At 73.1% G+C, this 20890-nt stretch carries 22 protein-coding genes; 5 read left to right on the top strand and 17 right to left on the bottom strand.

Annotation, left to right across the window (positions count from 1 at the left end; all coding sequences use genetic code 11):
* Window positions 1-9 precede the first annotated feature (9 nt).
* From ACFV2S_RS23915 to ACFV2S_RS23895, 5 genes are all read right to left on the bottom strand, one after another.
* Window positions 10-1290: an aspartate aminotransferase family protein gene (locus tag ACFV2S_RS23915; protein WP_385562593.1), complete on the bottom strand. Its 1281-nt coding sequence runs from the start codon at window positions 1288-1290 to the stop codon at window positions 10-12.
* On the bottom strand, window positions 1287-2129 hold the full coding sequence (locus ACFV2S_RS23910) for a nitrilase-related carbon-nitrogen hydrolase (protein ID WP_385562590.1): 843 nt from the start codon (window positions 2127-2129) through the stop codon (window positions 1287-1289). Before ACFV2S_RS23910 ends, ACFV2S_RS23915 begins: the two co-directional genes overlap by 4 nt.
* A 227-nt stretch (window positions 2130-2356) precedes the next feature.
* The gene (locus tag ACFV2S_RS23905) at window positions 2357-3697 is read right to left on the bottom strand and encodes a UL36 very large tegument protein (protein ID WP_385562587.1); all 1341 of its coding nucleotides are present in this window, start codon (window positions 3695-3697) and stop codon (window positions 2357-2359) included.
* 128 nt (window positions 3698-3825) lie between these two features.
* A complete protein-coding gene (locus tag ACFV2S_RS23900) occupies window positions 3826-4206 on the bottom strand; it encodes a PPOX class F420-dependent oxidoreductase (protein WP_385562584.1) in 381 nt (126 codons plus the stop codon).
* A gap of 9 nt (window positions 4207-4215) precedes the next feature.
* On the bottom strand, window positions 4216-4629 hold the full coding sequence (locus ACFV2S_RS23895) for a winged helix-turn-helix transcriptional regulator (protein ID WP_385562581.1): 414 nt from the start codon (window positions 4627-4629) through the stop codon (window positions 4216-4218).
* 61 nt (window positions 4630-4690) lie between these two features.
* On the opposite strand from ACFV2S_RS23895, the gene ACFV2S_RS23890 reads away from it, so the two are divergent.
* Window positions 4691-5362 (top strand): NAD(P)-dependent oxidoreductase, encoded by a 672-nt coding sequence (locus ACFV2S_RS23890; RefSeq protein ID WP_385562579.1) that lies wholly within the window; start codon window positions 4691-4693, stop codon window positions 5360-5362.
* A 6-nt stretch (window positions 5363-5368) separates the two neighbouring features.
* On the opposite strand, the gene ACFV2S_RS23885 is transcribed toward ACFV2S_RS23890, so the two are convergent.
* Complete coding sequence (locus ACFV2S_RS23885) at window positions 5369-5620, bottom strand: helix-turn-helix domain-containing protein (protein ID WP_383790561.1); 252 nt, start codon at window positions 5618-5620, stop codon at window positions 5369-5371.
* Between the two features lie 33 nt (window positions 5621-5653).
* On the opposite strand from ACFV2S_RS23885, the gene map reads away from it, so the two are divergent.
* On the top strand, window positions 5654-6421 hold the full coding sequence (map, locus tag ACFV2S_RS23880; protein ID WP_385562574.1) for a type I methionyl aminopeptidase: 768 nt from the start codon (window positions 5654-5656) through the stop codon (window positions 6419-6421).
* Here map and ggt read toward each other — a convergent pair.
* Complete coding sequence (gene ggt / locus ACFV2S_RS23875; protein WP_385562571.1) at window positions 6418-8217, bottom strand: gamma-glutamyltransferase; 1800 nt, start codon at window positions 8215-8217, stop codon at window positions 6418-6420. The genes map and ggt overlap by 4 nt on opposite strands.
* Window positions 8218-8321: 104 nt before the next feature.
* Here ggt and ACFV2S_RS23870 point away from each other — a divergent pair, with 104 nt between their 5' ends.
* Complete coding sequence (locus ACFV2S_RS23870; RefSeq protein ID WP_385562569.1) at window positions 8322-9056, top strand: hypothetical protein; 735 nt, start codon at window positions 8322-8324, stop codon at window positions 9054-9056.
* Here the strand turns inward: ACFV2S_RS23870 and ACFV2S_RS23865 are convergent.
* Complete coding sequence (locus ACFV2S_RS23865) at window positions 9007-10296, bottom strand: cytochrome P450 (RefSeq protein WP_385562566.1); 1290 nt, start codon at window positions 10294-10296, stop codon at window positions 9007-9009. The two genes, ACFV2S_RS23870 and ACFV2S_RS23865, sit on opposite strands and share 50 nt — an antisense overlap.
* Before the next feature lie 116 nt (window positions 10297-10412).
* Between ACFV2S_RS23865 and ACFV2S_RS23860 the strand changes: the two genes are divergently transcribed.
* Entirely contained in the window at window positions 10413-11600 is a 1188-nt protein-coding gene (locus ACFV2S_RS23860; protein WP_385562563.1) for a hypothetical protein, read from the top strand.
* 92 nt (window positions 11601-11692) lie between these two features.
* Window positions 11693-13246: a CocE/NonD family hydrolase gene (locus ACFV2S_RS23855; protein ID WP_385562560.1), complete on the top strand. Its 1554-nt coding sequence runs from the start codon at window positions 11693-11695 to the stop codon at window positions 13244-13246.
* A 38-nt stretch (window positions 13247-13284) separates the two neighbouring features.
* On the opposite strand, the gene ACFV2S_RS23850 is transcribed toward ACFV2S_RS23855, so the two are convergent.
* From ACFV2S_RS23850 to ACFV2S_RS23810, 9 genes are all read right to left on the bottom strand, one after another.
* Window positions 13285-14142: an amino acid ABC transporter permease gene (locus ACFV2S_RS23850; protein ID WP_385562557.1), complete on the bottom strand. Its 858-nt coding sequence runs from the start codon at window positions 14140-14142 to the stop codon at window positions 13285-13287.
* Window positions 14139-14783 (bottom strand): amino acid ABC transporter permease, encoded by a 645-nt coding sequence (locus ACFV2S_RS23845; protein ID WP_383790537.1) that lies wholly within the window; start codon window positions 14781-14783, stop codon window positions 14139-14141. The genes ACFV2S_RS23850 and ACFV2S_RS23845 overlap by 4 nt, the downstream gene beginning before the upstream one ends.
* 17 nt (window positions 14784-14800) lie before the next feature.
* Window positions 14801-15718: a glutamate ABC transporter substrate-binding protein gene (locus tag ACFV2S_RS23840; RefSeq protein ID WP_385562554.1), complete on the bottom strand. Its 918-nt coding sequence runs from the start codon at window positions 15716-15718 to the stop codon at window positions 14801-14803.
* 14 nt (window positions 15719-15732) lie between these two features.
* Entirely contained in the window at window positions 15733-16479 is a 747-nt protein-coding gene (locus ACFV2S_RS23835) for an amino acid ABC transporter ATP-binding protein (RefSeq protein ID WP_385562551.1), read from the bottom strand.
* A gap of 162 nt (window positions 16480-16641) precedes the next feature.
* Window positions 16642-17082 (bottom strand): DUF6278 family protein, encoded by a 441-nt coding sequence (locus ACFV2S_RS23830; RefSeq protein ID WP_385562548.1) that lies wholly within the window; start codon window positions 17080-17082, stop codon window positions 16642-16644.
* Window positions 17083-17163: 81 nt separating this feature from the next.
* Window positions 17164-17943 (bottom strand): exodeoxyribonuclease III, encoded by a 780-nt coding sequence (locus ACFV2S_RS23825; protein WP_385562545.1) that lies wholly within the window; start codon window positions 17941-17943, stop codon window positions 17164-17166.
* A 46-nt stretch (window positions 17944-17989) separates the two neighbouring features.
* Window positions 17990-18622 carry an MBL fold metallo-hydrolase gene (locus ACFV2S_RS23820; RefSeq protein ID WP_385562542.1) on the bottom strand — a complete coding sequence of 211 codons (633 nt, stop codon included), beginning with the start codon at window positions 18620-18622 and terminating at the stop codon, window positions 17990-17992.
* A 9-nt stretch (window positions 18623-18631) separates the two neighbouring features.
* Window positions 18632-19888 carry an alpha/beta fold hydrolase gene (locus ACFV2S_RS23815; RefSeq protein ID WP_385562539.1) on the bottom strand — a complete coding sequence of 419 codons (1257 nt, stop codon included), beginning with the start codon at window positions 19886-19888 and terminating at the stop codon, window positions 18632-18634.
* 69 nt (window positions 19889-19957) lie between these two features.
* Entirely contained in the window at window positions 19958-20797 is an 840-nt protein-coding gene (locus ACFV2S_RS23810; protein WP_385562536.1) for a YhjD/YihY/BrkB family envelope integrity protein, read from the bottom strand.
* Window positions 20798-20890 lie beyond the last annotated feature (93 nt).

Below are 20890 nucleotides of genomic sequence, written 5' to 3'. Positions count from 1 at the left end.
CCCTGCCGGCTAGATGGTTCGGAGGGCCTGTTCGAGGGCGGCGGCGCCCTCCTCGGCCTCGGCGACGGTGAGCGAGAGCGGCGGGGCGATGCGCAGGGTGCTGGTGTTGTGGCCGCCTCCCTTGCCGATGAGCAGGCCGTTCTCGCGGGCGGCCTCCAGGACGGCGCCGGCCGCGGCCGGGTTCGCCCGGTCGGTGCCCGGTTCGGTGAGCTCGATGCCGATCATCAGGCCGCGCCCGCGGACCTCCCGCACCGCGGCGACACCGGCGGTCGCGGCGCGGATCCGTTCGATGAGGAGGCCGCCGACGCGGCGGGCGTTGCCCTGGAGGTCGTGCTCCAGGAGGTACGCGAGGTTGGCGAGCCCGGCGGCCATGGTGACCGGAGAGCCGCCGAAGGTCGAGATGGAGCTGGCGTCGATGCAGTTCATGACCTCGGCGCGGGCCACGACGCCGCCGACGGACATGCCGTTGCCGATGCCCTTGGCGAAGGTGAGGATGTCGGGCGGTCCGGCCTGGCCGTGCGCCTGCCAGCCCCAGAAGTGGTCGCCCGTGCGTCCCCAGCCGGTCTGCACCTCGTCGGAGATCCAGAGGATGCCGTGCCGGTCGAGGACGCGGCGGAAGGCGGCGTACAGCCCGTCGGGCGGGGACGTGAAGCCGCCGACGCCCTGGATCGGCTCGGCGATGAGGGCGGCGACGTCCCGGGTGTGGCCGAGGAGGTCCTCGAGGTCGGCGACGCAGGCCTCGATGAACCGCTCGTCGGTGTACTGGGCGTACGGACCGCGGGTGCGGACGCCGCCGTGCACGTACAGGGTCTGGAGCGGGGAGAGGCCGGTCGGCGACCAGGTGCGGTTGCCGGTGATGCCGACGGTGGAGAACGAGCGGCCGTGGTAGCTGTTGCGCATCGCCAGGATCTGGTTGGACCGGCGGTACGCGGTGGCGAGGAGGAGGGCCGTGTCGTTGGCCTCGGTACCGGAGGTCGTGAAGAAGACCCGGGCGTCGGGGATGCCGGAGAGCCCGGCGACGCGCTCGGCGAGCTCCACCATCGGGCGGTTGAGGTAGAGCGTGGAGGAGTGGATGATCCGCCCGGCCTGGTCGGCGACGGCCTTGGTGACCTCGGGCAGGGCGTGGGCGGTCATGGTGGTGAGGATGCCGCCGAAGAAGTCCAGGTACCTGCGCCCCTCGGCGTCCCAGACGTGGCGGCCGTCGCCGTGGGTGATCTCCAGGGGGTCGCGGTAGTAGAGGGCGACCCAGTCGGGGATGACGGCCCGGTGCCGGTGGTACAGGCTGGTCACGGGCGCACCAGCCCCTCGTACGCGTCGGGGCGGCGGTCCCGGTAGAAGGCCCACTGCCGGCGGACCTCCTCGATGAGGCCGAAGTCGAGGTCGCGGACGACGAGTTCCTCGGCCTTGTCGGAGGCGGTCTCGCCCACGAACTGCCCGCGCGGGTCGACGAAGTAGCTGGTGCCGTAGAAGTCGTTGTCGCCGTACTCCTCCTGGCCGACGCGGTTGATGGCGGCGACGAAGTACTCGTTGGCGACGGCGGCGGCGGGCTGCTCCAGCTGCCACAGGTAGGAGGAGAGCCCCCGCGAGGTGGCGGAGGGGTTGTAGACCAGCTGGGCTCCGTTGAGGCCGAGTTGGCGCCAGCCCTCGGGGAAGTGGCGGTCGTAGCAGATGTAGACGCCGACCTTGCCGACGGCGGTGTCGAAGACCGGCCAGCCCGCGTTCCCCGGGCGGAAGTAGTACTTCTCCCAGAAGCCCCTGACCTGCGGGATGTGGTGCTTGCGGTACTTGCCGAGGTAGGAGCCGTCGGCGTCGACGACCGCCGCGGTGTTGTAGTAGAAGCCGGAGTCCTCGATCTCGAAGACGGGGACCACGATCACCATGCCGGTCTCGCGGGCGAGGTCCTGCATGCGGCGGACCGTCGGCCCGTCGGGGACGGGCTCCGCCCAGCGGTAGTGCTCGGGCTCCTGGACCTGGCAGAAGTAGGGGGCGTTGAACACCTCCTGGAAGCCGATCACCTTGGCGCCCTGCCGGGCGGCCTCCCGGGCGTGCTCCTCGTGTTTGGCGATCATGGATTCGGTGTCGCCGGTCCAGGTCGCCTGGACGAGCGCGGCGCGTACGACGTCGGTCATGAGCTGCTCCTTCGGCACGGCGTCAGAGAGCCTCTACGCCCGTAGACGCGGTGCGTAGGAGGAGAACGTAAGCCCCGTCACACCCCGGAGCAAGACCGCCGCCGTGAAGCGGCCGGGTCGATCATGTTTCATACCCGAGTGGTCCACGTCGGACACGTACCGACACGTACGGACCCGTACCCGCCCGTACGGAAACGGGGCCCCGGCAGCCCCGTTCGCGTCCGCCCTCAGACCCCGGCCAGGCCCGCCACCCGCAGGGCGTGGAGCAGGTCCCGCTCCCGGGACGCGGAGACCGCGCGGGCCGCGGCGAGCAGCCGGGGGACGAGCCCGTGCGGATCCGCGCCCGCGAGCCGGGCGGCGTCCCCGGGGGGCCGGACCCGGACGAACGCGGTGAGCAGGGCGTGCGCCTCGCGGTGGTGGCCCTCGGCCCGCAGTGCGGCGCACGCCCCGGCGAGCTCCTCGACCGGGCGCGCCACGCCCTGCCGGAGCAGCTGCTCGCAGTCGGCCGCCCGGCCCGCGTCGGCGAGCACACCGGCGACGGCGGCGAGCCGGCCGGGCGGCAGCGAGGCCGCCTCCCAGAGCAGGGTGGACCAGTCGGCGCCGAGCCCGGCCCGGTGCAGCTCCGCCGCGAGGGCCGGCAGCCGGGCGGGCGGGCCCGCGAGCGCCTCGCAGAGCAGGGCGTGGGCCTCGCCGCTGCGGCCCTGGACGCGCAGGCGCCGCAGGGCGTACACGGCGTTGGCCGCGGCGCGCACGGCCTCCGCGGGGTCCTCGGCGGGGCCCGCGACGGCCGCGACGGCATCGGCGCCGCCGAAGCGCGCCCCGCGGGGCGCCGCTCCCCCGGCCGGGAGCGCGGGCAGCGGGACGGGCGCCTCCGCCACCGCCTCGGCGCCCTCCTCTTCGAGCCAGGCGTACCGGGCGCCCCGGGGGCGCCGTGCGGCCTTGGACGGCCCGGCGGCGGGCGCGGCGGCCCCGCCGGGGCGGACGGCGCCCTCGCCCTGGCGCACGGCGCTCGCGCCTCCGCGCGCGGGGCCCCCGGGGGACGCGGCACCGGAGTCCGCCGCGTCCCGGGCGGCTTCCGCGCCCAGGCGGGCCAGCCTGCCGGTCAGTTCCCGCACGCGGGCGGTGGCCCTGGCGTGGTCGTCGCGGGTCCAGGCGAGGTCGTGCTCCAGGCGCGCGGCCTCGGCCGGGTCCGGGGCGGTCCGCAGCCGTGCGGCGAGGTCACGGGTGCGGGACTCGGCGTGGCGGCGTTCGCGCTCCATCAGGTCGCGGCGTTCGGCGAGGGCCTCGGCCCCGCCGGGCCGGCGGTCGTGGGCGCCGGCGGCCGACGCGTACAGCCTCCGGCCCCGGGTGGCGAACGGCCCGACGGTGGTCTCCGCGGCGTCCTGGAGGAGGGACTCGACGACGTCCCACGGCAGGATCTCGGCCCCGTCGAAGCAGGCGCGCAGCCCCTCCGGATCGCGCGCGGCGAAGACTCCGTACCAGCCGCCGTCCGGCCTGATCCGGCTGACGAGCTCCGTCAGCCAGTGCCGGAACGCGGCGATTTCCACCGGGAGTTGATACACCGTCATGCGTCTCGCACCTGCCCGCCGTCGACTGGAACCTTCCGGTCCGCGGGTATTGGACCGCAGTCGTGTTACGGGACGACTACGGACCGTTTTCGGCTGGGTGCGTGTGCTCGGGGGAGGCGCCGGGCCCGTCAGAGTGTCACGACGATCCCCGTGTGCGGGCGCTTGCCGCGCCGGAAGATCATCGCGGGCACGTCGGTCAGCCAGTACTGCCAGGTGTACTTGCGGTAGAGCAGCCGCCGGATCCGGCGCAGCTCCTCGCCCTCCACCAGCCGGCCCGTACCGGCGTACCGCTCGGCACCCTCGGCGACGTTGCCGCGCAGGTCGCAGACGGCGACCTCGACCCGGGGGTCGTTGCGCAGGCGCTTGACCTTCCAGGCGTCGTCGCGGCTCAGCACGTACAGCTCGCCGTCCTCCACCGCGTGCCAGACGGGCGTCGGGACCCCCGTGCCGTTCTTCCGGAAGGTGGTCAGGCTGATGTAGCGGCTGCGCCGCACCTCTTCGGGCATCATGCCCGCAGCCTATGCCGGGGTCGCACGCCCGTACGCGGTACGCGCCTCGGTGATCTCCGGTGCGTGGGTGCGCGCCCAGGCGCAGGCCGTGTCGAGCGGAGCGAGGAGGGACCGGCCGAGGGCCGTGAGGGCGTACTCGACGCGGGGCGGGTTCTCGTCGTGGACGGTGCGGGTGAGGAAGCCGTCCCGCTCCATGGAGCGGAGGGTCTCGGTGAGGACCTTGGGGGTGATCCAGTGCAGGGGGACGCGGAGTTCGGAGAAGCGGCGGGACGCGCCGTCCTCCAGGCAGCGCAGCACCATCGCGGTCCACTTGCCGCCGACGCGGATGGGCTGGGCGGGGCTGCCGCCGCAGTCGGGGTCGTGGAAGAGAGCGGGACTCAACGGCTCCCGGGACGACGGCTCCAGGGACGACTGCTCCATCATGCGGCCGACGCTAGCCCAGTACCGTTGAAGTAACCAGGGGTGCCCGTCCTACGGTCCGGCCATGGACAACGACAGCAGTGACAGCACCGGCGGGAACATCGTGATCTTCGGGGCCGGCGGGCGGGTCGGCCGGGCGGCCGTGGCGGAGGCGGTGGCCCGGGGACACCGGGTGACCGCCGTGGTCCGCGACCCGGCGGCGTACCGCGACCTGGAGGGGGCGGGGGTCGCGCTCGTACGGGGGGACGCGACGGACGCGGCCTCGGTGGCGGCGCTCGCCGCGGGCCACGACGCCGCCGTGAACGCGGCGGTCCGTCTCGACGTCCCCTCGGTCGACTTCTTCACGGCCGCGGCGCGGGCGATGGTCTCCGGTCTCACCGAGGCGGGCGTCGGGCGGCTGCTCACGCTGGGGATCGCCACGACCCTGGAGACCGCCCCGGGGGTGCGCCTGATGGACGCGCCCGACTTCCCGGAGGCGTGGCGGACGTTCTCCCAGGGGCACGTGGCCGAGTTCGAGCTGCTCACGGCGGAGGCCGGGGCCGGGCTCGACTGGCTGATGGTGGTTCCGGGCATGGACCTGAACGCGGAGGCGGCGCGCACCGGCGGCTACCGGACGGCGGTGGGCACGGTGATCGACGGCCCGGGCCGGATCGCCCACGCCGATCTGGCACTCGCCCTCCTGGACGAGATCGAGCGCCCGCGCCACAGCCGCGTCCAGCTGGCGGTCTCCGTCTGAGGTCGCTCAGACGGGCGCCGGGGTGCAGAGCGCCACGAGCTCGTCCATGGACAGGCCGAGGACGCCCGACAGGGCCGCGACGGTGAAGAAGGCCGGCGTCGGGGCCCGGCCCGTCTCGATCTTGCGGAGGGTCTCGGCGGAGAGGCCGGCGGCCGCGGCGATCTCGACCATGGACCGCTCGCCGCGCGCCGCGCGCAGGAGGAGGCCCAGGCGCTCGCCGCGCTCGCGCTCTTCGGGGGTCAGGGGTGTGCGCACCATGCCGCCATTCTAATACCGGTATAGTAATTGGCTATGGTGGAGATCAAGACGAACGAATCCCTGGCGGCCATGCGCGAGTCCGGCCGGGTGGTGGCCCGTGCCCTGGCCGCCGTACGGGAGAAGGCCGCGCCCGGCGTGCCGCTCACCGAACTGGACCGGGCCGCGCGCGAGGTGCTCGACGAGGCGGGCGCCGGCTCGCCCTTCCTCGACTACCACCCGGAGTGGGCTCCGGTGCCGTTCCCCGCGGTGGTGTGCGTCTCCGTGAACGACGCGATCGTGCACGGCATCCCGGACGGGACCCGCCTGGCCCCGGGCGACCTGGTCTCCGTGGACTGCGGGGCGACCCTGCGCGGCTGGGCCGGCGACTCGGCGGTCAGTTTCACGGTCGGCCCGGCGCGGCCGGAGGACACCCGGCTGATCGCCGCGGCGGAGGAGGCCCTGGCCGCCGGCATCGCGGCGGCCGTCGTCGGCAACCGCATCGGCGACATCGCCCACGCGATCGGCCGGGTCTGCCGGGCCGCGGGGTACGGCATCCCGGACGGCTTCGGCGGCCACGGGATCGGCCGCGCCATGCACGAGGACCCGGGCGTCCCCAACGAGGGACGCCCGGGCCGGGGCATGAGGCTGCGCCACGGCATGGTGCTCGCGATCGAGCCGATGCTCATCGGCGGCGGCACGGACGAGCACTACACGGCGCGGGACGGCTGGACGATCCGTACGTCCGACGGCTCGCGCGCCTCCCACGCCGAGCACACGGTGGCGATCACGGACGAGGGCCCGCGCGTCCTGACGGCGCTCTAGCGGGCGTCCGGCCGGACGACCATCGCCGAGCCGCCGCCCCTGCGGACCGTCTCCGCGGCGGCCACCCAGCGGCCGTCGGGGAGGCGCTGGACGCCGGTCGCCGCGCCGATCTCCGGATTCTGCCGGAAGCCGTGCCCGATCCCCTCCAGCTCCGTCCTCAGCGGACTGTTCCACAGGGCGGGTTCGAGCTCGGTGGTGGTCTGGTTGCGCTGGCTGGCGCGCGGCGCGGCGATCGCGTCGACGAGGGGCAGGCCCCGGTCCAGGACGCCCGTCAGGGTCTGGAGGACCGTGGTGATGATGGTCGCGCCGCCCGGGGAGCCGAGCGCCAGGACGGGACGGTCGTGCCGGTCGAGCACGATCGTCGGTGAGATCGAGGAGCGCGGCCGCTTGCCGGGGCCGGGCAGGTTCGGGTCGTGGACGGCCGGGTTCGCCGGGGCGAAGGAGAAGTCGGTCAGCTCGTTGTTGAGCAGGAAGCCCCGGCCGGGCACGGTGATGCCGCTGCCGCCGGTGGACTCGATCGTGAGGGTGTAGGCGACGATGTTGCCCCACTTGTCGGCCACCGTCAGATGGGTGGTGTTCTCGCCCTCGTACGGGGTCGGGGCGGCGGTGCCGCCGCTCGCGCACGGCACCGGGCTGCTCGGGTCGCCCGGGGCGAGCGGGCTGGTGAGGACGGCGTCGTCGCGGATCAGGCAGGCCCGGGAGTCGGCGAACCGCTGGGCGAGCAGCCCGCGCGTCGGCACCCGCTCGAACGCCGGGTCGCCGACCCAGCGCCCCCGGTCGGCGAAGGCGATGCGGCTGGCCTCGATGAAGCGGTGCAGGTACTGGGCCCGAGTGGCCGCCGAGAGGTCGGTGCCCTCCAGGATGTTGAGCGCCTCTCCCACGCTCGTACCGCCGGAGGAGGAGGGGGCCATGCCGTAGACGTCGAGGCCCCGGTAGGAGACCTTCGTGGGCCTGCGGGACTCGGTGCGGTACGCGGCGAGGTCGGCCTCCGTCAGGTCGCCGGGGCGGACCTTCCGGGTGGCGCCCTCGCGGACCGGGGGCGTACGGACGGTGTCCACGATGTCCCGGGCGAGCGGCCCCCGGTAGAGGGCGCCGACGCCTTCGCGGCCGAGCTTCTCGTACGTACGGGCCAGGTCGGGGTTCTTGAAGACGGAGCCGACCGCGGGCAGCTGCCCGCCGGGCAGGAAGAGCGCCGAGGTGGCCGGGAAGTCCCGGAACCGGGCCTCGTTGCCCGCGGTCTGGGCCCGGAAGGTCGAGTCGACGGTGAAGCCCTCGCGGGCGAGCCGCTCCGCGGGTTCGAGCAGGGTGCCGAGCCGCTTGGTGCCCCAGGCGTCGAGGGCGGCCTTCCAGGTGGCGGGGGTGCCGGGGACGCCGACGCCGCGGCCGCTGGTCTGGCCCTCCTCGAAGGGGATGGGCGCGCCGTTCTCCAGGAACAGGTCGGCGCCGGCGGAGCGGGGCGCGGTCTCGCGGCCGTCGACGGTCCGCACCGTACGGCTCTTCGCGTCGTAGTACACGAAGTACCCGCCGCCCCCGATGCCCGCCGAGTACGGCTCGGTGACGCCGAGGGCCGCCGCGACCGCGACGGCGGCGTCGACCGCGTTGCCGCCCTTGCGGAGCACCTCGATGCCGGCCGCCGAGGCGTCGGCGTCGACGCTGGCGACGGCACCGCCGTACCCGACGGCGACGGGCTCCTTCACCGGCGGCGTGGCCGTGCCCGGTGGCGCGGCGGCGCCCATGGAGAGCACCGTCGCCGCGACGGCGAGAAGTGAGACCCTGCCTGCGGCGGAGCGACGCATTCCTACCTCCAGTCAACGACCGTCCGCGCAGCGTAACTTCCCGCGCCGCCTTCCGTCAGGACCGCCTCGAACACGAGGCCGGATCGCCGCTAGCATGCGCGCCCATGAACGACGACGTGCGCAACGTGGTGCTCGGGGTCCTGGCCACCGGTGTCAGCGGCTCGCTCGGGTGGCTGACCCGCACCTACTTCTGGCGGCGGCGCCTGCGCCGCAAGCAGGCCTTCTTCGGGCTCCCCCCGGGTTCGGAGTGCCTGCTCGTGGTGAACCGGCTGGCCGGCAGCGAGCGCGGGGTGCACGCCACCGACGTGTCGGCGCTGCTGGAACTGTCGGCGCTGATCAAGGACTGCGGGGCGCGGCCCCGTGTCGTGCAGCACGACACGGCCCGTCAGGGCCTGGGGGAGATAGCCGAGTTCTGCATCGGCGGCCCCTACTCCAACCGGCGTATGGCGGCCCATCTGCCGAACCTTCTGCCGGGGCTCACGATGAACGTCGAGCAGGAGCCGCGCGAGGACCGGGGGATGATCACCGTGGCCGGCACGTCCTACCGCCCGGAGTGGGGGGTCGACGAGTACGTCGTCCTCGCGCGCGTCACACGGGGCGAGGGCGCCCGGCCGGTGTTCCTGATCTGCGGCCAGGCCGCCGTCAGCAACCAGGCAGCGGCACGGCATCTGGCACGCCACCACCAGGCGTTGACCGGGAAGTACGGGCCGGACGGCTCCTTCGTGCTGCTCCTCAGAGTGGTCAACTCGCAGGCGTACGGGCCCGATGTGGTGGAGCTGGTGGCCGACGTCACGCAGGCGGCGCGGACGGCCCCAGCGGCCGCACCGGCAGCGACTTGATCCCGTTGACGAAGTTGGACACGAGGCGCCGGGGCGGCCCCGCGAGGGCCAGACCGCCGCAGGCCGCGCGCACCTCCTCGTGGAACACCCGGAGCTGGAGCCGGGCGAAGTGGGCGCCGAGGCACACGTGCGGTCCGTCGCCGAAGGAGACGTGCGGGTTGGGGGTCCGGCCGAGGTCCAGGCGGTGCGGGTCGGGGAAGGCCCGCTCGTCGTGGTTGGCGGAGGCGTGGAAGACGACGACCTTGTCGCCGGCCCGGATCCTCCGCCCGGCGAGCCCGGTGTCGCGGACGGCGGTGCGGCGGAAGGAGAGCACGGGCGGGTGGACGCGCAGGAGTTCGTCCACCGCGGTGTCGGGGGAGACCTCCCCGCGCCACAGCCTGGCCTGCTCCTCCGGGTGTTCGGCGAGGGCGAGGATGCCTCCGGGGGCCGCGCTCCGGACGGTGTCGTTCCCGGCGACGGTGAGGAGGAAGAAGAACATCTCCAGTTCGGCGTCGGCGAGTTCACAGGCCGCGAGGGCGCTCATGACGTCGTCCGCCGGGTGCCTCCGCTTGTACGCGGCGAGCTCCTGGGCGTAGCCGAACATCTCGGCGAGCATCGCGGGTGAGCGGGGGTTGACCGGCCGCCCCTCGGCGTCGAGGACCGGTGGCTCGTCGGGGTCCTGGTAGGCGATGACCCGCTCGGTCCAGGCGTGCAGGAGCCCCCGGTCGCCCGCCGGGATACCGAGCAGGTCGGTGAGGTTGAGCAGCGCGTAGTCGTCGGTGACGGCGCGGACGAGGTCCACCTCGCCGCCGTCCGCGAACGCGGCGGCGAGCAGCTCGCGGGCCCGGCCGTGGGCGGTCGCGGAGAAGCGCTCGATCCGCCCGGGTGTGAAGGCCCGGCTGACGAGCCGCCTCAGCCGCCCGTGCTCCGGCGGGTCCTGATTGAGCATCATGCGGCGGATGAAGGGCAGGTCGGCGGGGTCGGGGTCGCGGATCTGGGTGGCGCCGAGGTGCGAGGAGTACGTCCCCGCGTCCTTCAGCACCCGGACGACGTCGGCGTGCCGGGTGACGGCCCAGAAGCCCGGTCCGGCGGGCCAGCCGAGGAGCTCCGGTTCCTCCTGCCAGGAGACGGGCGCCCGGTCGCGCAGGACGCGGAAGCGGTCGTGCGGGATGCCGGCGGCGTGGATCCGGGGATCGAACACGTCGGGTGCGTCGGCCCTGCGCTGCACCGGCCCCTCCCCTCGGAGTGAAGACGTCACCATCATGACAGGTCAGAGCCGGTTTTCGTAGGACGGAACGCACAGTTCGCGAGCCTTGTCCGGCCTGTCGTCCAGCTCCCAGAATCTCCGTCGTGCATCACACGGAGAACAGGGGGCTCATGGGGAACGCACGGAAGTACGACGAGGACGCGGTGCTGCGGGCGCGGGTGCTGCTGCTGGGGTCGGGGCGGCTGGACCTCGCGGAGGAGCTGGGCGCGTACCGGGTGCTGGCGGAGGTGAGCCCGCGGGCCTACCTGCCGAAGCTGGTGGGCGCCCTGCTGCGGACGGCGTACCGCACCACCGTCCCGGGGGCCGAACTGCGACTGTTCGCCGAGGCGGTGGACGCCGCGCGCCGGATCGAGGCCGGCGAGCCGAGGCGGTTCGAGCTGTTGCACGACGCCCTGCGGGCGTACGAGCGGGAGCTCTTCGCCCTCGGCCGCCGGGAGGAGGGACGGGCGGCGTGCGAGGAGATGTACACGCTGAGCGGCGACCGCCGCCTGGCGTACGTCCTCGCCGAGGAGGGGCGGCACCGGGAGGCCGTGGAGATCCACCGGCGCCGGCCGGCCGCGGGGGCGGGGTTCCCGGCGTGGGAGGTGTACGAGCTGGCTGCGGCCCTGTCCGCCGCCGGGCTCCACGAGGAGGCGGCGGAGGCCTTCGACCGGACCGTCGGGGCCGGACGACGACGGGCCGCCGAGGAGGGGACGCCGCCCCCGGAGCTTGCGTGGGAGCTGGTCCACCGCGCACGGCTCCTGGAGGACGCCGGGCGTCCGGCCGAGGGGGCGGCCGCCCGCCGGGAGGCGCTGGACGTGGTCGCGCGGCTCGCGGAGCGGGACGGGACGGGCGACCACATGGCCGGCGTGTGGGTCACGCTGTTCGTCCTGTCGGGCCGCCCCGACGAGCCGGCCGCGTCGCCCGGGGCCCCGGTGCCGCCCTTCGGCGTCCACGGCACCCAGTGGTCGCCGGACGTGCGGGAGGCCTATCGCGGGGGCATCCCCGCCCTTGAGGCCGAGGCGGCCCGTCTCGCCGCCGCCGGCGCGCTCCCGCAGCTGTACACCGTCCACCGCCGACTGACCCTGCGGACGGCGCACTTCGGGGTCTCCCGCGGGTCCGCGGAGCCCCTGCGGCCGTGGTTCGACGAGGGGGTCGCACTCGCCCGCGGCCTGGAGGAGGCCGCGACCGCGCTCCCCCAGGCCCTCACCGACCGGGCGATGTTCCTGGTGGCGACCGGGCATCACGCGGAGGCCCACGCGGACCTGGCGGAGGCCGTCGCCCTCCTGGAGGCCCCACCAATCGTTACCCGCACGTAACTTACCGACCAGTTACCACGGGTAAGGCACCCCGGTTACCGTCGGGTCACTTTCACTGCCCCCCAACAGTGCCCCCCAGTGAGGAGTGCCCCGTGCGCGCATCCCTGGTCCTCGCCGTCTCGGCCGCTCTCGTGGCCGGGACGGCCCTCGGGTCCGCCCCCGTCGCCCAGGCCGCCGAGACCGCCGGATCCATCCGCTTCGTCGACATCACCGGAGAGGGCGGCACCGTCCTCAAGGCCAACGTCGTCACGCCCGCCGGAGCCGGCTCCACCGCCCGCCACCCCCTGATCGTGCTGCCCACCAGCTGGGCCGTGCCGCAGGTCGAGTACCTCGCCCAGGCCAAGAAGCTCGCCGACTCCGGCTACGTCGTGGTGAGTTACAACTCCCGTGGCTTCTGGCAGTCCGGCGGGGAGATCGAGACCGCGGGACCGAAGGACATCGCCGACGCCTCCAAGGTGATCGACTGGGCCCTCGCGAACACCCCCTCCGACCCCGCCCACGTGGGCATGGCGGGCGTCTCGTACGGCGCGGGGATCAGCCTGCTCGCCGCCGCCCACGACCCCCGCATCAAGGCCGTCGCCGCGCTCAGCGGCTGGGCCGACCTGATCGAGTCCATCTACAGCGGTCGCACCCAGCACCTCCAGGCCGCCGCGCTGCTCGGCGGCGCCGGCTATCTCACCGGCCGCCCCGGTCCCGAACTCCAGGAGATCCTCGGCGACTTCCTCTCGTCCAACCTGGACAAGGAGGAGGACATGATCGCCTGGGGCCGCAAGCGCTCCGCCGCCGAGCAGCTCGACCGGATCAACGCCAACGGCGCCGCGATCATGCTCGGCAACGCCTGGGGCGACACCATCTTCCCGCCCAACCAGTACGCGAGCTTCTACGAGAAGCTCACCGGCCCCAAGCGGCTCGAATTCCGCCCGGGCGACCACGCCACCGCCGAGGCCACCGGCCTCCTCGGCCTGCCCAACGACACCTGGACCAGCGCCCACCGCTGGTTCGACCACTACCTCAAGGGCGAGGACAACGGCGTCGACCGCGAGCAGCCCGTCCGGGTGAAGCCGCGCTCCGACGCGCCCTACGAGGGCTACCCGGACTGGAAGTCCCTCGACGCGAACCGGCGGAAGTTCGACCTCGGCGGCACGCAGCGGATCCGGGCGAACGTCGACTCCGGCGCCAACGGCGGCATCGTGATGCTCTCCAACCTCCTGGACCAGTTCTTCCAGGCCCCGCCCGTCGCCTCCGTGCCCCTCCTCCCCCGCGCCTTCGCCGGCGTCTGGCAGTCGGAGCGGTACGACACCCCGCAGCGGGTCCGCGGCACGGTGAAGGTGCACACCACGGTCAGCTCCACCAAGGAGAGCGGCACCCTCGTCGCGTACCTCTACGACGTGGGCCCGCTCGGCCTCGGGAAGCTCGTCAGCAACGCCCCGTACACCTTCCACGACCGGACCCCGGGGCAGCCGTTCGGCGTCGACCTGGACCTCTTCTCGACGGCCTACGACGTCCCGGCCGGGCACCGGCTCGCGCTGGTCGTCGACACCGTCGACCCGCTCTACATCGAGCACAACCCGACCGGCGCGCAGCTGACCTTCTCCTCCCCCGCGGCCGACCCGTCGTACGTGTCGGTCCCGCTGCGGGCGGAGTGATCACCGGCTGCTGCCGGGCGGGTGCGGCTCCCTGCCCGCTACTGCTGTCCCGGCAGCAGCGTCCCCGGTTCGGCCGGCGCGACGTCCACGGCCTTCGTCTTCGGGCTGTGGCGCTCCCTGCGCGCCACCCAGGTGGCGAACCAGGAGAGCAGCATGCACATCCCGATGTAGATCGGTGAGACGACCAGCACGACTGGGATGAACGGCAGGTCGTAGTCGAGGTTGGACGCGATCAGCTTGCCCGCGTGGAGGAACTCCTCGTAGGTGATGAGGAAGCCGAGCGAGGTGTCCTTGAGGGCCACCACGAGCTGGCTGATGATGGCCGGCAGCATGGCACGGACGGCCTGGGGCACCAGGACGTACGTCATCACCTGCGTCTTGCGCATGCCGAGCGCGTACGCGGCCTCGCCCTGGCCGCGTGCGACGGCGTGGATGCCGGTGCGGAAGACCTCGGCGAGCACGGAACCGTTGTAGAGGGTCAGTCCGGCGACGAGGGCGGGCAGCGGCTGCACCTTGAGCGCCACGAAGATGAAGAAGATCATCACGAGGACGGGCATGGCCCGGAAGAACTCCACGAACAGGGTCGAGATCCAGCGCGGCGCCCGGTGCTCGGAGAGGCGCCCGGCGGCGAGGACCCCGCCGAGCGCGAGCGACAGCACCGAGGCGTAGGCGAAGGCCTTGAGCGTGTTGCGCAGGCCCCTGAGCAGCAGCTCCTGGATCCCCTCGTAGGCGAAGGGCGCCCACTTGGTGGAGGTGAACTGGTCGGTGTCGAAGAGGAGGTACAGGATCCAGCCGGCGAGCGCGAGGATGACCACGGTGGACGCGAGCCCGTAGAGCAGGTGGCGCCGCCGGGCGTGCGGCCCGGGGATGTCGTAGAGGGCGGTGGACTCGGTCATCGGGCGACTCCCCAGCGCTTCTCCAGGACGTGGAAGAGGGCGCTGATGGTGAGGGTGATGATCAGGTATCCGACGGCGATCCAGACGAAGGTCCAGACGATGTTGTAGCCGAGCTCGCTCAGGGTCTTGTAGGTGCCGAGGAGTTCGGTGACGCTGAACGCACCGGCGATCGCGGAGTTCTTGGCGAGGGCGATCAGGGTGGAGCCGATGGGCGGGATGACGGTCCGGAAGGCCTGTGGCAGCACCACCGTGGAGAGGGTCTGGGAGAAGTTCATGCCCAGGCTGCGGGCCGCCTCGCCCTGGCCGCGCGGCACGGTGTTGATGCCGGAGCGCAGCACCTCGCAGATGAAGGCGGACGTGTAGCAGCCGAGGGCGAGGACCGCGAACACCTCGAAGGGCAGCACGAGTCCGAAGCGGGGCAGGCCCAGCATGACCGCGAAGAAGAGCAGGGTCAGCGGGGTGTTGCGCAGGACGGTGACCCAGACCGTGCCGAAGACCCGGAAGGAGCCCACGGGCGCGACCCGGAAGGAGGCCATGACGAAGCCCAGGACGAGGGCGAGGGCAGAGGAGTAGACGGTGAGTTCGACGGTGCCGAGGAACCCCTCGCCGTAGAGCGAGAAGTTCTCTGTGAGTACGTCCATGTCAGCGGTGGGGGTCCTCAGTCGGACGGGTAGCGGTCGATGGCGGGCGGCCGCGGGGCGGGGACCCCGGAGAGGCCGAGGGTGGCGTCGTACGCCTTCTTCCAGTCGCCGTTCTTCTCGTGGGCGGCGATGGCGTCGTCGAGTGCGAGGCGCAGCGCGTCGTCGCCGTGCGGGACGCCGATGCCGTAGGGCTCCTTCGAGAACGGCTCGCCGACGACCTTGAGTTCGTCGGGGACCTTGGCGGCGTAGCCCATGAGGATCGTGTCGTCGGTGGTGACGGCGTCGACCTGGTAGGTCAGCAGGTTGTCGACGCAGACGGAGTAGGTGTCGTAGGCGACGAGTTCGGCCTTCGGGTAGTCCTTCTCGATGCGCTGGTACGGGGTGGACCCGGCGGCCGAGCAGACCCGCTTGCCGTCCAGGTCCCGGGGTCCGCGGATGTCGCTCTCGTCGGTGCGGACGAGGAGGGACTGACCGGCCTGGTAGTAGGGGCCGGCGAAGCCGACGAGCTTCTTGCGGTTGTCGTTGATGGTGTACGTGCCGACGTAGTAGTCGATCTGGCCGTTCTGGAGGGCGGTCTCGCGGTTGGCCGAGGCGATGGTGCGGAACTCGACGCGGGCGGGGTCGAAGCCGAGGGAGGCGGCGGTCATCCTGGCGATCTCGATGTCGAAGCCGGAGTAGCGTCCGGTGGCCGGATCCTTCTCGCCCATGTAGGGCTGGTCCTCCTTGACGCCGACGACGAGCCGGCCGCGCTTCCTCGCCCGCTCCCAGGTGGCCGAGTCGGGCAGTGTGAAGCCGGATCGCACCTGGTAGACGGGTAGTTGGTCGGGACGGGGACCCTTGACGGGAGGGCTTCCCTCCTTGCCGCAGCCGCCGAGCGCCACCGTCGCGGCGAGCAGCAGGGCGAGGACGGCCGGGGTCCGGTGCGTGCGGCGCATGGTTCCCACCCCGCTCAGTGCTTGAGGATCTTGGAGAGGAAGTCCTTGGCGCGCTCGCTGCGGGGGGCGGTGAAGAACTCCTCCGGCGTGCGGTCCTCGACGATCTTCCCGTCGGCCATGAAGACGACCCGGTTGGCCGCGGAGCGGGCGAAGCCCATCTCGTGGGTGACGACGACCATCGTCATGCCCTCGTGGGCGAGTTGCCGCATGACCTCCAGGACCTCGTTGATCATCTCGGGGTCGAGGGCGGAGGTCGGCTCGTCGAAGAGGAGGGCCTTGGGGTCCATGGCGAGGGCCCGGGCGATGGCGACCCGCTGCTGCTGGCCGCCGGAGAGCTGGGCCGGGTACTTGTCGGCGTGCGCGGCGAGCCCGACCCGGTCCAGGAGTTCGCGCGACCGCCGGTCGGCCTCCTCCTTCTTGCGCTTGCGGACCTTGATCTGCGCGAGGGAGACGTTCGCGAGGACGGTCTTGTGCGCGAAGAGGTTGAAGGACTGGAAGACCATGCCGACCTCGGCGCGCAGCCGGGCGAGTGCCCTGCCCTCCTCGGGGAGGGGCCGGCCGTCGATGACGATGTCGCCCGACTCGACGCTCTCCAGCCGGTTCATCGCGCGGCACAGGGTGGACTTGCCGGAGCCGGAGGGGCCGATCACCACGACCACCTCTCCGCGTCCGACGGTGAGGTCGATGGACTGGAGGACGTGCAGCGCGCCGTAGTGCTTGTTGACGCCACGCAGTTCGATCAGCGGATCGGCGACGGCCATGCGCTGCCCGGCCCCCTTTCTCGGCGATGTCGCGGTCAGCGCAAACTATCCACCAGAAAAAGGGACTTCCCACCCGACACGCATGAAACACTGATAAGCCGTATTGACTGCAAAAGGGTGGCGCACGCATGGTCCGGAGGCATCGTGCGGGGCCGCCGGGTCTCAGTGCTCGGAGGCCTCCGCGTACACCTGGGAGAGCTGCGGGGCGCCGGACATCGCCCAGTCGAGACCGGCCTCAACGACCTGGATCTCCCGGCCGGAGGCCAGGCGCACGACGGGGCCGCCGCCGGGCCACACCTGCCACCGGGCGCCCGGCACGTTGCGGACGATCACCGTGCCGAGGTAGAGCCCGGCGTCGTTCCCGAACCAGGGAAGCTCTTCCGGATCGTTTCGCCACCGGGGCGGCAGCTGGTCGAGCTCCTGGAGGGAGCGGGGCGTGTCGTCCAGGGCCACCCCGGCCTCCCCCACACGGGAACGCAGCAGCTCGCACTCCGAGAGGAGTTCGGCCACGCCCTCCGGGTCGCGGTCGAAGGCCGCGGCCAAGGGGGCCGTGGGTTCGGCCTCATGCCGTTTTCGCCAGTGGTCCAGAAAGGGGATGTTCATCGGAACAGCCTCGCACCGTCACCTCCGGGTCGACCACCCGGCGCGCGGAGATGATCTCCGCCGCCGGGCCGCGGGGGCCGGTCAGACGTCGAGGTCGACGACGACGGGCGCGTGGTCCGACGCGCCCTTGCCCTTGCGCTCCTCGCGGTCCACGAAGCTGTCGGAGACCGCCTCGGCGAAGGGCTTGTTCCCGTAGACCAGGTCGATGCGCATGCCCTTGTTCTTCGGGAAGCAGAGCTGGCGGTAGTCCCAGTACGTGAACGGGATGTCGTACTTGAGGGGGCGCGGGACCACGTCGGAGAGACCGGTCTCGCGGAGCCCGGCGAGCGCGGCCCGCTCCGGCTCCGTCACGTGGGTCGCGCCCTCGAAGACGGAGATGTCCCAGACGTCCTCGTCGGTCGGCGCGATGTTGTAGTCGCCGAGGACCGCGAAGGGGCGCTCCCCCGCCGCGTCCTCCGCGACGGCCGCCTTGAGCGCCTCCAGCCAGCGGAGCTTGTAGGCGTAGTGCTCGTGGGCGACCTCGCGGCCGTTCGGCACGTACACCGACCAGACGCGGACGGGACCGCAGGTCGCGGAGATCGCCCGGGGCTCCTCCGCCCCGTCGTACTCCGGGCCGCCGGGCAGTCCGGTGACCACGTCGGCGAGGCCGACGCGGGAGACGAGTGCCACGCCGTTCCACCGCCCGGTGGCGTTGACCACGGACTCGTAGCCCAGGGCGCGCAGCTCCTCGGTGGGGAACTGCTCGGCGGTGCACTTGGTCTCCTGGATGCACAGCACGTCGGTGCCGCTGCTCTCCAGCCAGGCCAGGAGCCGGGGCAGCCGGGCGGTGATCGAATTGACGTTCCAGGTGGCGATGCGCATGGGCGCAAGCCTACTGGCGGGGTGTGACAGTCGGCCGTCCCGCCGCTCAGAGCTCGGCGGACGCGCCGGACGCCAGGCGGGCGTGCTCGGTGCCGCCGAGCACTCCGATCTGGTGGTCGTAGAGGGGCCGGGCGAGGTCGGTGAGCAGGGCGTCGTGGATGTCGTACGCCCGGCGCGGCCGGACCTCGCGGACGTAGTCGATGACCTCGGAGATCTTGTTCCAGGGGGCCATGACGGGCAGCAGCAGCGTGTCCACGGGGTGGTCGGGCACGGTGAGCGCGTCGCCGGGGTGGAAGACGGCGCCGTCGACGAGGTATCCGACGTTGGTGATGCGCGGGATGTCCGGGTGGATCACCGCGTGCAGCTCGCCGTGGACCTGGACGTCGAAGCCCGCGGCCGTGAAGGTGTCGCCGTGCCCGACGGTGTGCACCCGCCCCGGGAAGGCCGCCGAGAGCCGGTCGGCGACGCTGCGCAGCGTCCAGATCTCGGCGGCCGCGTTCGCGTCCAGGGCGGCGCGCAGCCGGCCCTCGTCGAAGTGGTCCGGATGCTCGTGGGTGACGAGCAGCGCGTCGGCTCCGAGGACGGCGTCCTCCTCGGTGAACATGCCGGGGTCGAGGACGAGCGTGCGGCCGTCCTTCTCCAGCCGCACGCAGGCGTGGGACTTCTTCGTCAGCTTCACGTGTCCAGGCTACGCCGGGGGTGTCGTCTCCTCCTGGGTGACGCGGGTGACCACCCGCAGCGCGGTCTCGGCGGCCGGGAGGCCGCAGTACGCGCCCGTGTGCAGGACGATCTCGCGGAGCTCCTCGGGCGACAGGCCGTTGCGGAGGGCTGCGCGGGTGTGGTCCGCGAGGGCCTCCCGGTGGCCCCCGGCGATGAGCGCGGTGAGGGTGACGACGCTGCGGGTGCGCCGGTCGAGTCCCTCCCGGCTCCAGACCTCGCCCCAGGCGTACCGGGTGACGAGCTCCTGGAAGGCCCCGTCGGGATCGTCGGCGAGGGCCTGGTCGACATGGGCGTCGCCGAGGACCTCGCGGCGCAGTCCGAGCCCCTTCTCGTACGGGTCGGGGCGGCCGGGCTCCGCGTCCGGGGCGTCCGGGGCGTCCGGGGCGGGCTCGGCGGCGGGAACGGGCGGCGGGGGTGGCGGCACGGCCAGGGTGCCGCTGGCCTCCTGGGCGATGCCGGAGAAGTGCTCGGTGAGCAGGTCGGTGACGGCGGCGGGCTGCTCGACGGGGGCGAGGTGCGAGGCGCCGGGCACGACGGCGAGCCGGGCGTCGGCGATGCCGGCGACCAGGGTGCGGGCCTCGGCCGGTCCGGTGACCTGGTCCTCGGATCCGACGAGGACGAGGGCGGGGATCCCGATGCTGCCGAGGGCCTCGCGGACGTCGAAGACGGCCAGGGCCTCGCAGGCGGAGATGTAGCAGGCGGGGTCGGTCGTCCGGACCATCTGGACGGCCCAGTCGACGATGGCGGGCTGGGCGCCGGCGAAGAGGGGCGTGAACCACTGCTCGGGCGCGGTGCGGGCCATCGGCTCCAGACCGTTGGCGCGGACGATGACGCCGCGCTGGCGGAACTCGTCGGCGGTGCCGAACCGGGGCGAGGTGGCGACCAGGGCGAGCGAGGCGACCCGGTGGGGCGCGCGGAGGGCGAGGTCGAGGCCGACGGCGCCGCCGAACGAGCAGCCCGCGTACCCGAAGCGCTGGACGCCGATCTCGTCGAGGGTGGCGAGGAGCCGGTCGCCGAGCTCGGCGACCGAGCTGAAGGGCTCCGCGGGTGCGCCCCCGTGTCCCGGGAGGTCGAAGCGGACGACCCGCCAGTCGCGTGCGAGCTCCGGTATCTGCCGGTCCCACATGTGGAAGGTCGTACCGAGGGACGGTCCCAGGACGAGGACCGGGGCGTCCTCTCGCCCGTCGACACGGTATTGCAGGGTGTTCGTCGGTGTCTCACTCACGCCCTGCACGCTCTCACATCCGGCCGTCCCCCACCGGGAGGGGGTCGGATTGCCCGGTTTCCCGCCGGATCAGTCGTCGTGGCGGTCCGTGCCGAGGTACCGGTCGAGCGGGGGTTCCTGGGCCAGGACCGCTCCGATGGTGACGGCGAAGGTGAGGGCGGCGCAGAGCACGATCAGCCAGGACAGCAGGGTCAGGACCAGGCCCAGCGAGCCGTACTCGGCCAGCGCGCGGTTGAGGGCCCCGGGCATGTAGAGCCCCGCGGTGACGCTGAGGACGGTCGTCGCGGCGCCCGCCAGGAGGGCGCCGGGCAGCAGGGGCAGCCAGCGGATCCGCTTGGCGAGCAGGAGGTGCTGGGTCCACAGCCACACCCCCGTGCTGACCAGGAAGTACAGCGGCAGGCCCAGCCAGGCGCCGGCGCCGAAGCCGTCGCGCACGGGGGCCTGGAGGAGCACCACGAGGACGAGGGCGAGCAGCCACACGGTCCACCGCCAGGCCGCGATCCGGGTCCCGGCCTTGGGCAGCCGCCAGGCCCGCTCGCAGACCCTGGACATGGCGCGGCTGAAGCTGGTGGCCGAGACCAGTGCGACGAGCGCGCCCACGGCGCCGCTGGTCTCCCGCACCGCCTGGTCGCCGTTGCCCTTCAGGACCTGCTGGAGTTGTTCGTCGGAGGATCCAGTGAGTCCGAAGACGGTACGGAGGGACTCCAGCATCTGGTCGCGCACCGCGCTCGGGGCGAAGGCCGCGAGGGCGAACAGCAGGGGGACGGCGGCGAGGAAGGCCTGGGCCGCGAGCCGGGTCGCCGAGTCCAGGAGGTTCCCGCTGACCAGTCGGGCGGTCAGTTCCGTGAGGACGGGGAAGCGCTGCTCGGCTCCGGCGCGGATGCTCCGCACCCGGGTCGCCCACGACATCCCGCCTCCCGACCCCGCCCGGCCCGTCCCGCCATTGGACGTGACGCAGGGCCCGCCCGCGAGCCGGACGGCGCTTCCGGGGGAACCCCGGGC

It is taken from the genome of Streptomyces sp. NPDC059695 (assembly GCF_042733785.1).
Lineage (GTDB): Bacteria > Actinomycetota > Actinomycetes > Streptomycetales > Streptomycetaceae > Streptomyces.
The sequence above is the reverse complement of the archived record's forward strand: the minus strand, read 5'-3'. Positions and strand labels throughout refer to the sequence as shown.

Coding starts and splice junctions, on each gene's coding strand:
- ACFV2S_RS23910 (WP_385562590.1), bottom strand. CDS start 2,129: ATGACCGACGTCGTACGCGCCGCGCTCGTCCAGGCGACCTGGACCGGC.
- ACFV2S_RS23905 (WP_385562587.1), bottom strand. CDS start 3,697: ATGACGGTGTATCAACTCCCGGTGGAAATCGCCGCGTTCCGGCACTGG.
- ACFV2S_RS23900 (WP_385562584.1), bottom strand. CDS start 4,206: ATGATGCCCGAAGAGGTGCGGCGCAGCCGCTACATCAGCCTGACCACC.
- ACFV2S_RS23895 (WP_385562581.1), bottom strand. CDS start 4,629: ATGATGGAGCAGTCGTCCCTGGAGCCGTCGTCCCGGGAGCCGTTGAGT.
- ACFV2S_RS23890 (WP_385562579.1), top strand. CDS start 4,691: ATGGACAACGACAGCAGTGACAGCACCGGCGGGAACATCGTGATCTTC.
- ACFV2S_RS23885 (WP_383790561.1), bottom strand. CDS start 5,620: ATGGTGCGCACACCCCTGACCCCCGAAGAGCGCGAGCGCGGCGAGCGC.
- map (WP_385562574.1), top strand. CDS start 5,654: ATGGTGGAGATCAAGACGAACGAATCCCTGGCGGCCATGCGCGAGTCC.
- ggt (WP_385562571.1), bottom strand. CDS start 8,217: ATGCGTCGCTCCGCCGCAGGCAGGGTCTCACTTCTCGCCGTCGCGGCG.
- ACFV2S_RS23870 (WP_385562569.1), top strand. CDS start 8,322: ATGAACGACGACGTGCGCAACGTGGTGCTCGGGGTCCTGGCCACCGGT.
- ACFV2S_RS23865 (WP_385562566.1), bottom strand. CDS start 10,296: ATGGTGACGTCTTCACTCCGAGGGGAGGGGCCGGTGCAGCGCAGGGCC.
- ACFV2S_RS23860 (WP_385562563.1), top strand. CDS start 10,413: ATGGGGAACGCACGGAAGTACGACGAGGACGCGGTGCTGCGGGCGCGG.
- ACFV2S_RS23850 (WP_385562557.1), bottom strand. CDS start 14,142: ATGACCGAGTCCACCGCCCTCTACGACATCCCCGGGCCGCACGCCCGG.
- ACFV2S_RS23845 (WP_383790537.1), bottom strand. CDS start 14,783: ATGGACGTACTCACAGAGAACTTCTCGCTCTACGGCGAGGGGTTCCTC.
- ACFV2S_RS23840 (WP_385562554.1), bottom strand. CDS start 15,718: ATGCGCCGCACGCACCGGACCCCGGCCGTCCTCGCCCTGCTGCTCGCC.
- ACFV2S_RS23835 (WP_385562551.1), bottom strand. CDS start 16,479: ATGGCCGTCGCCGATCCGCTGATCGAACTGCGTGGCGTCAACAAGCAC.
- ACFV2S_RS23830 (WP_385562548.1), bottom strand. CDS start 17,082: ATGAACATCCCCTTTCTGGACCACTGGCGAAAACGGCATGAGGCCGAA.
- ACFV2S_RS23825 (WP_385562545.1), bottom strand. CDS start 17,943: ATGCGCATCGCCACCTGGAACGTCAATTCGATCACCGCCCGGCTGCCC.
- ACFV2S_RS23810 (WP_385562536.1), bottom strand. CDS start 20,797: ATGTCGTGGGCGACCCGGGTGCGGAGCATCCGCGCCGGAGCCGAGCAG.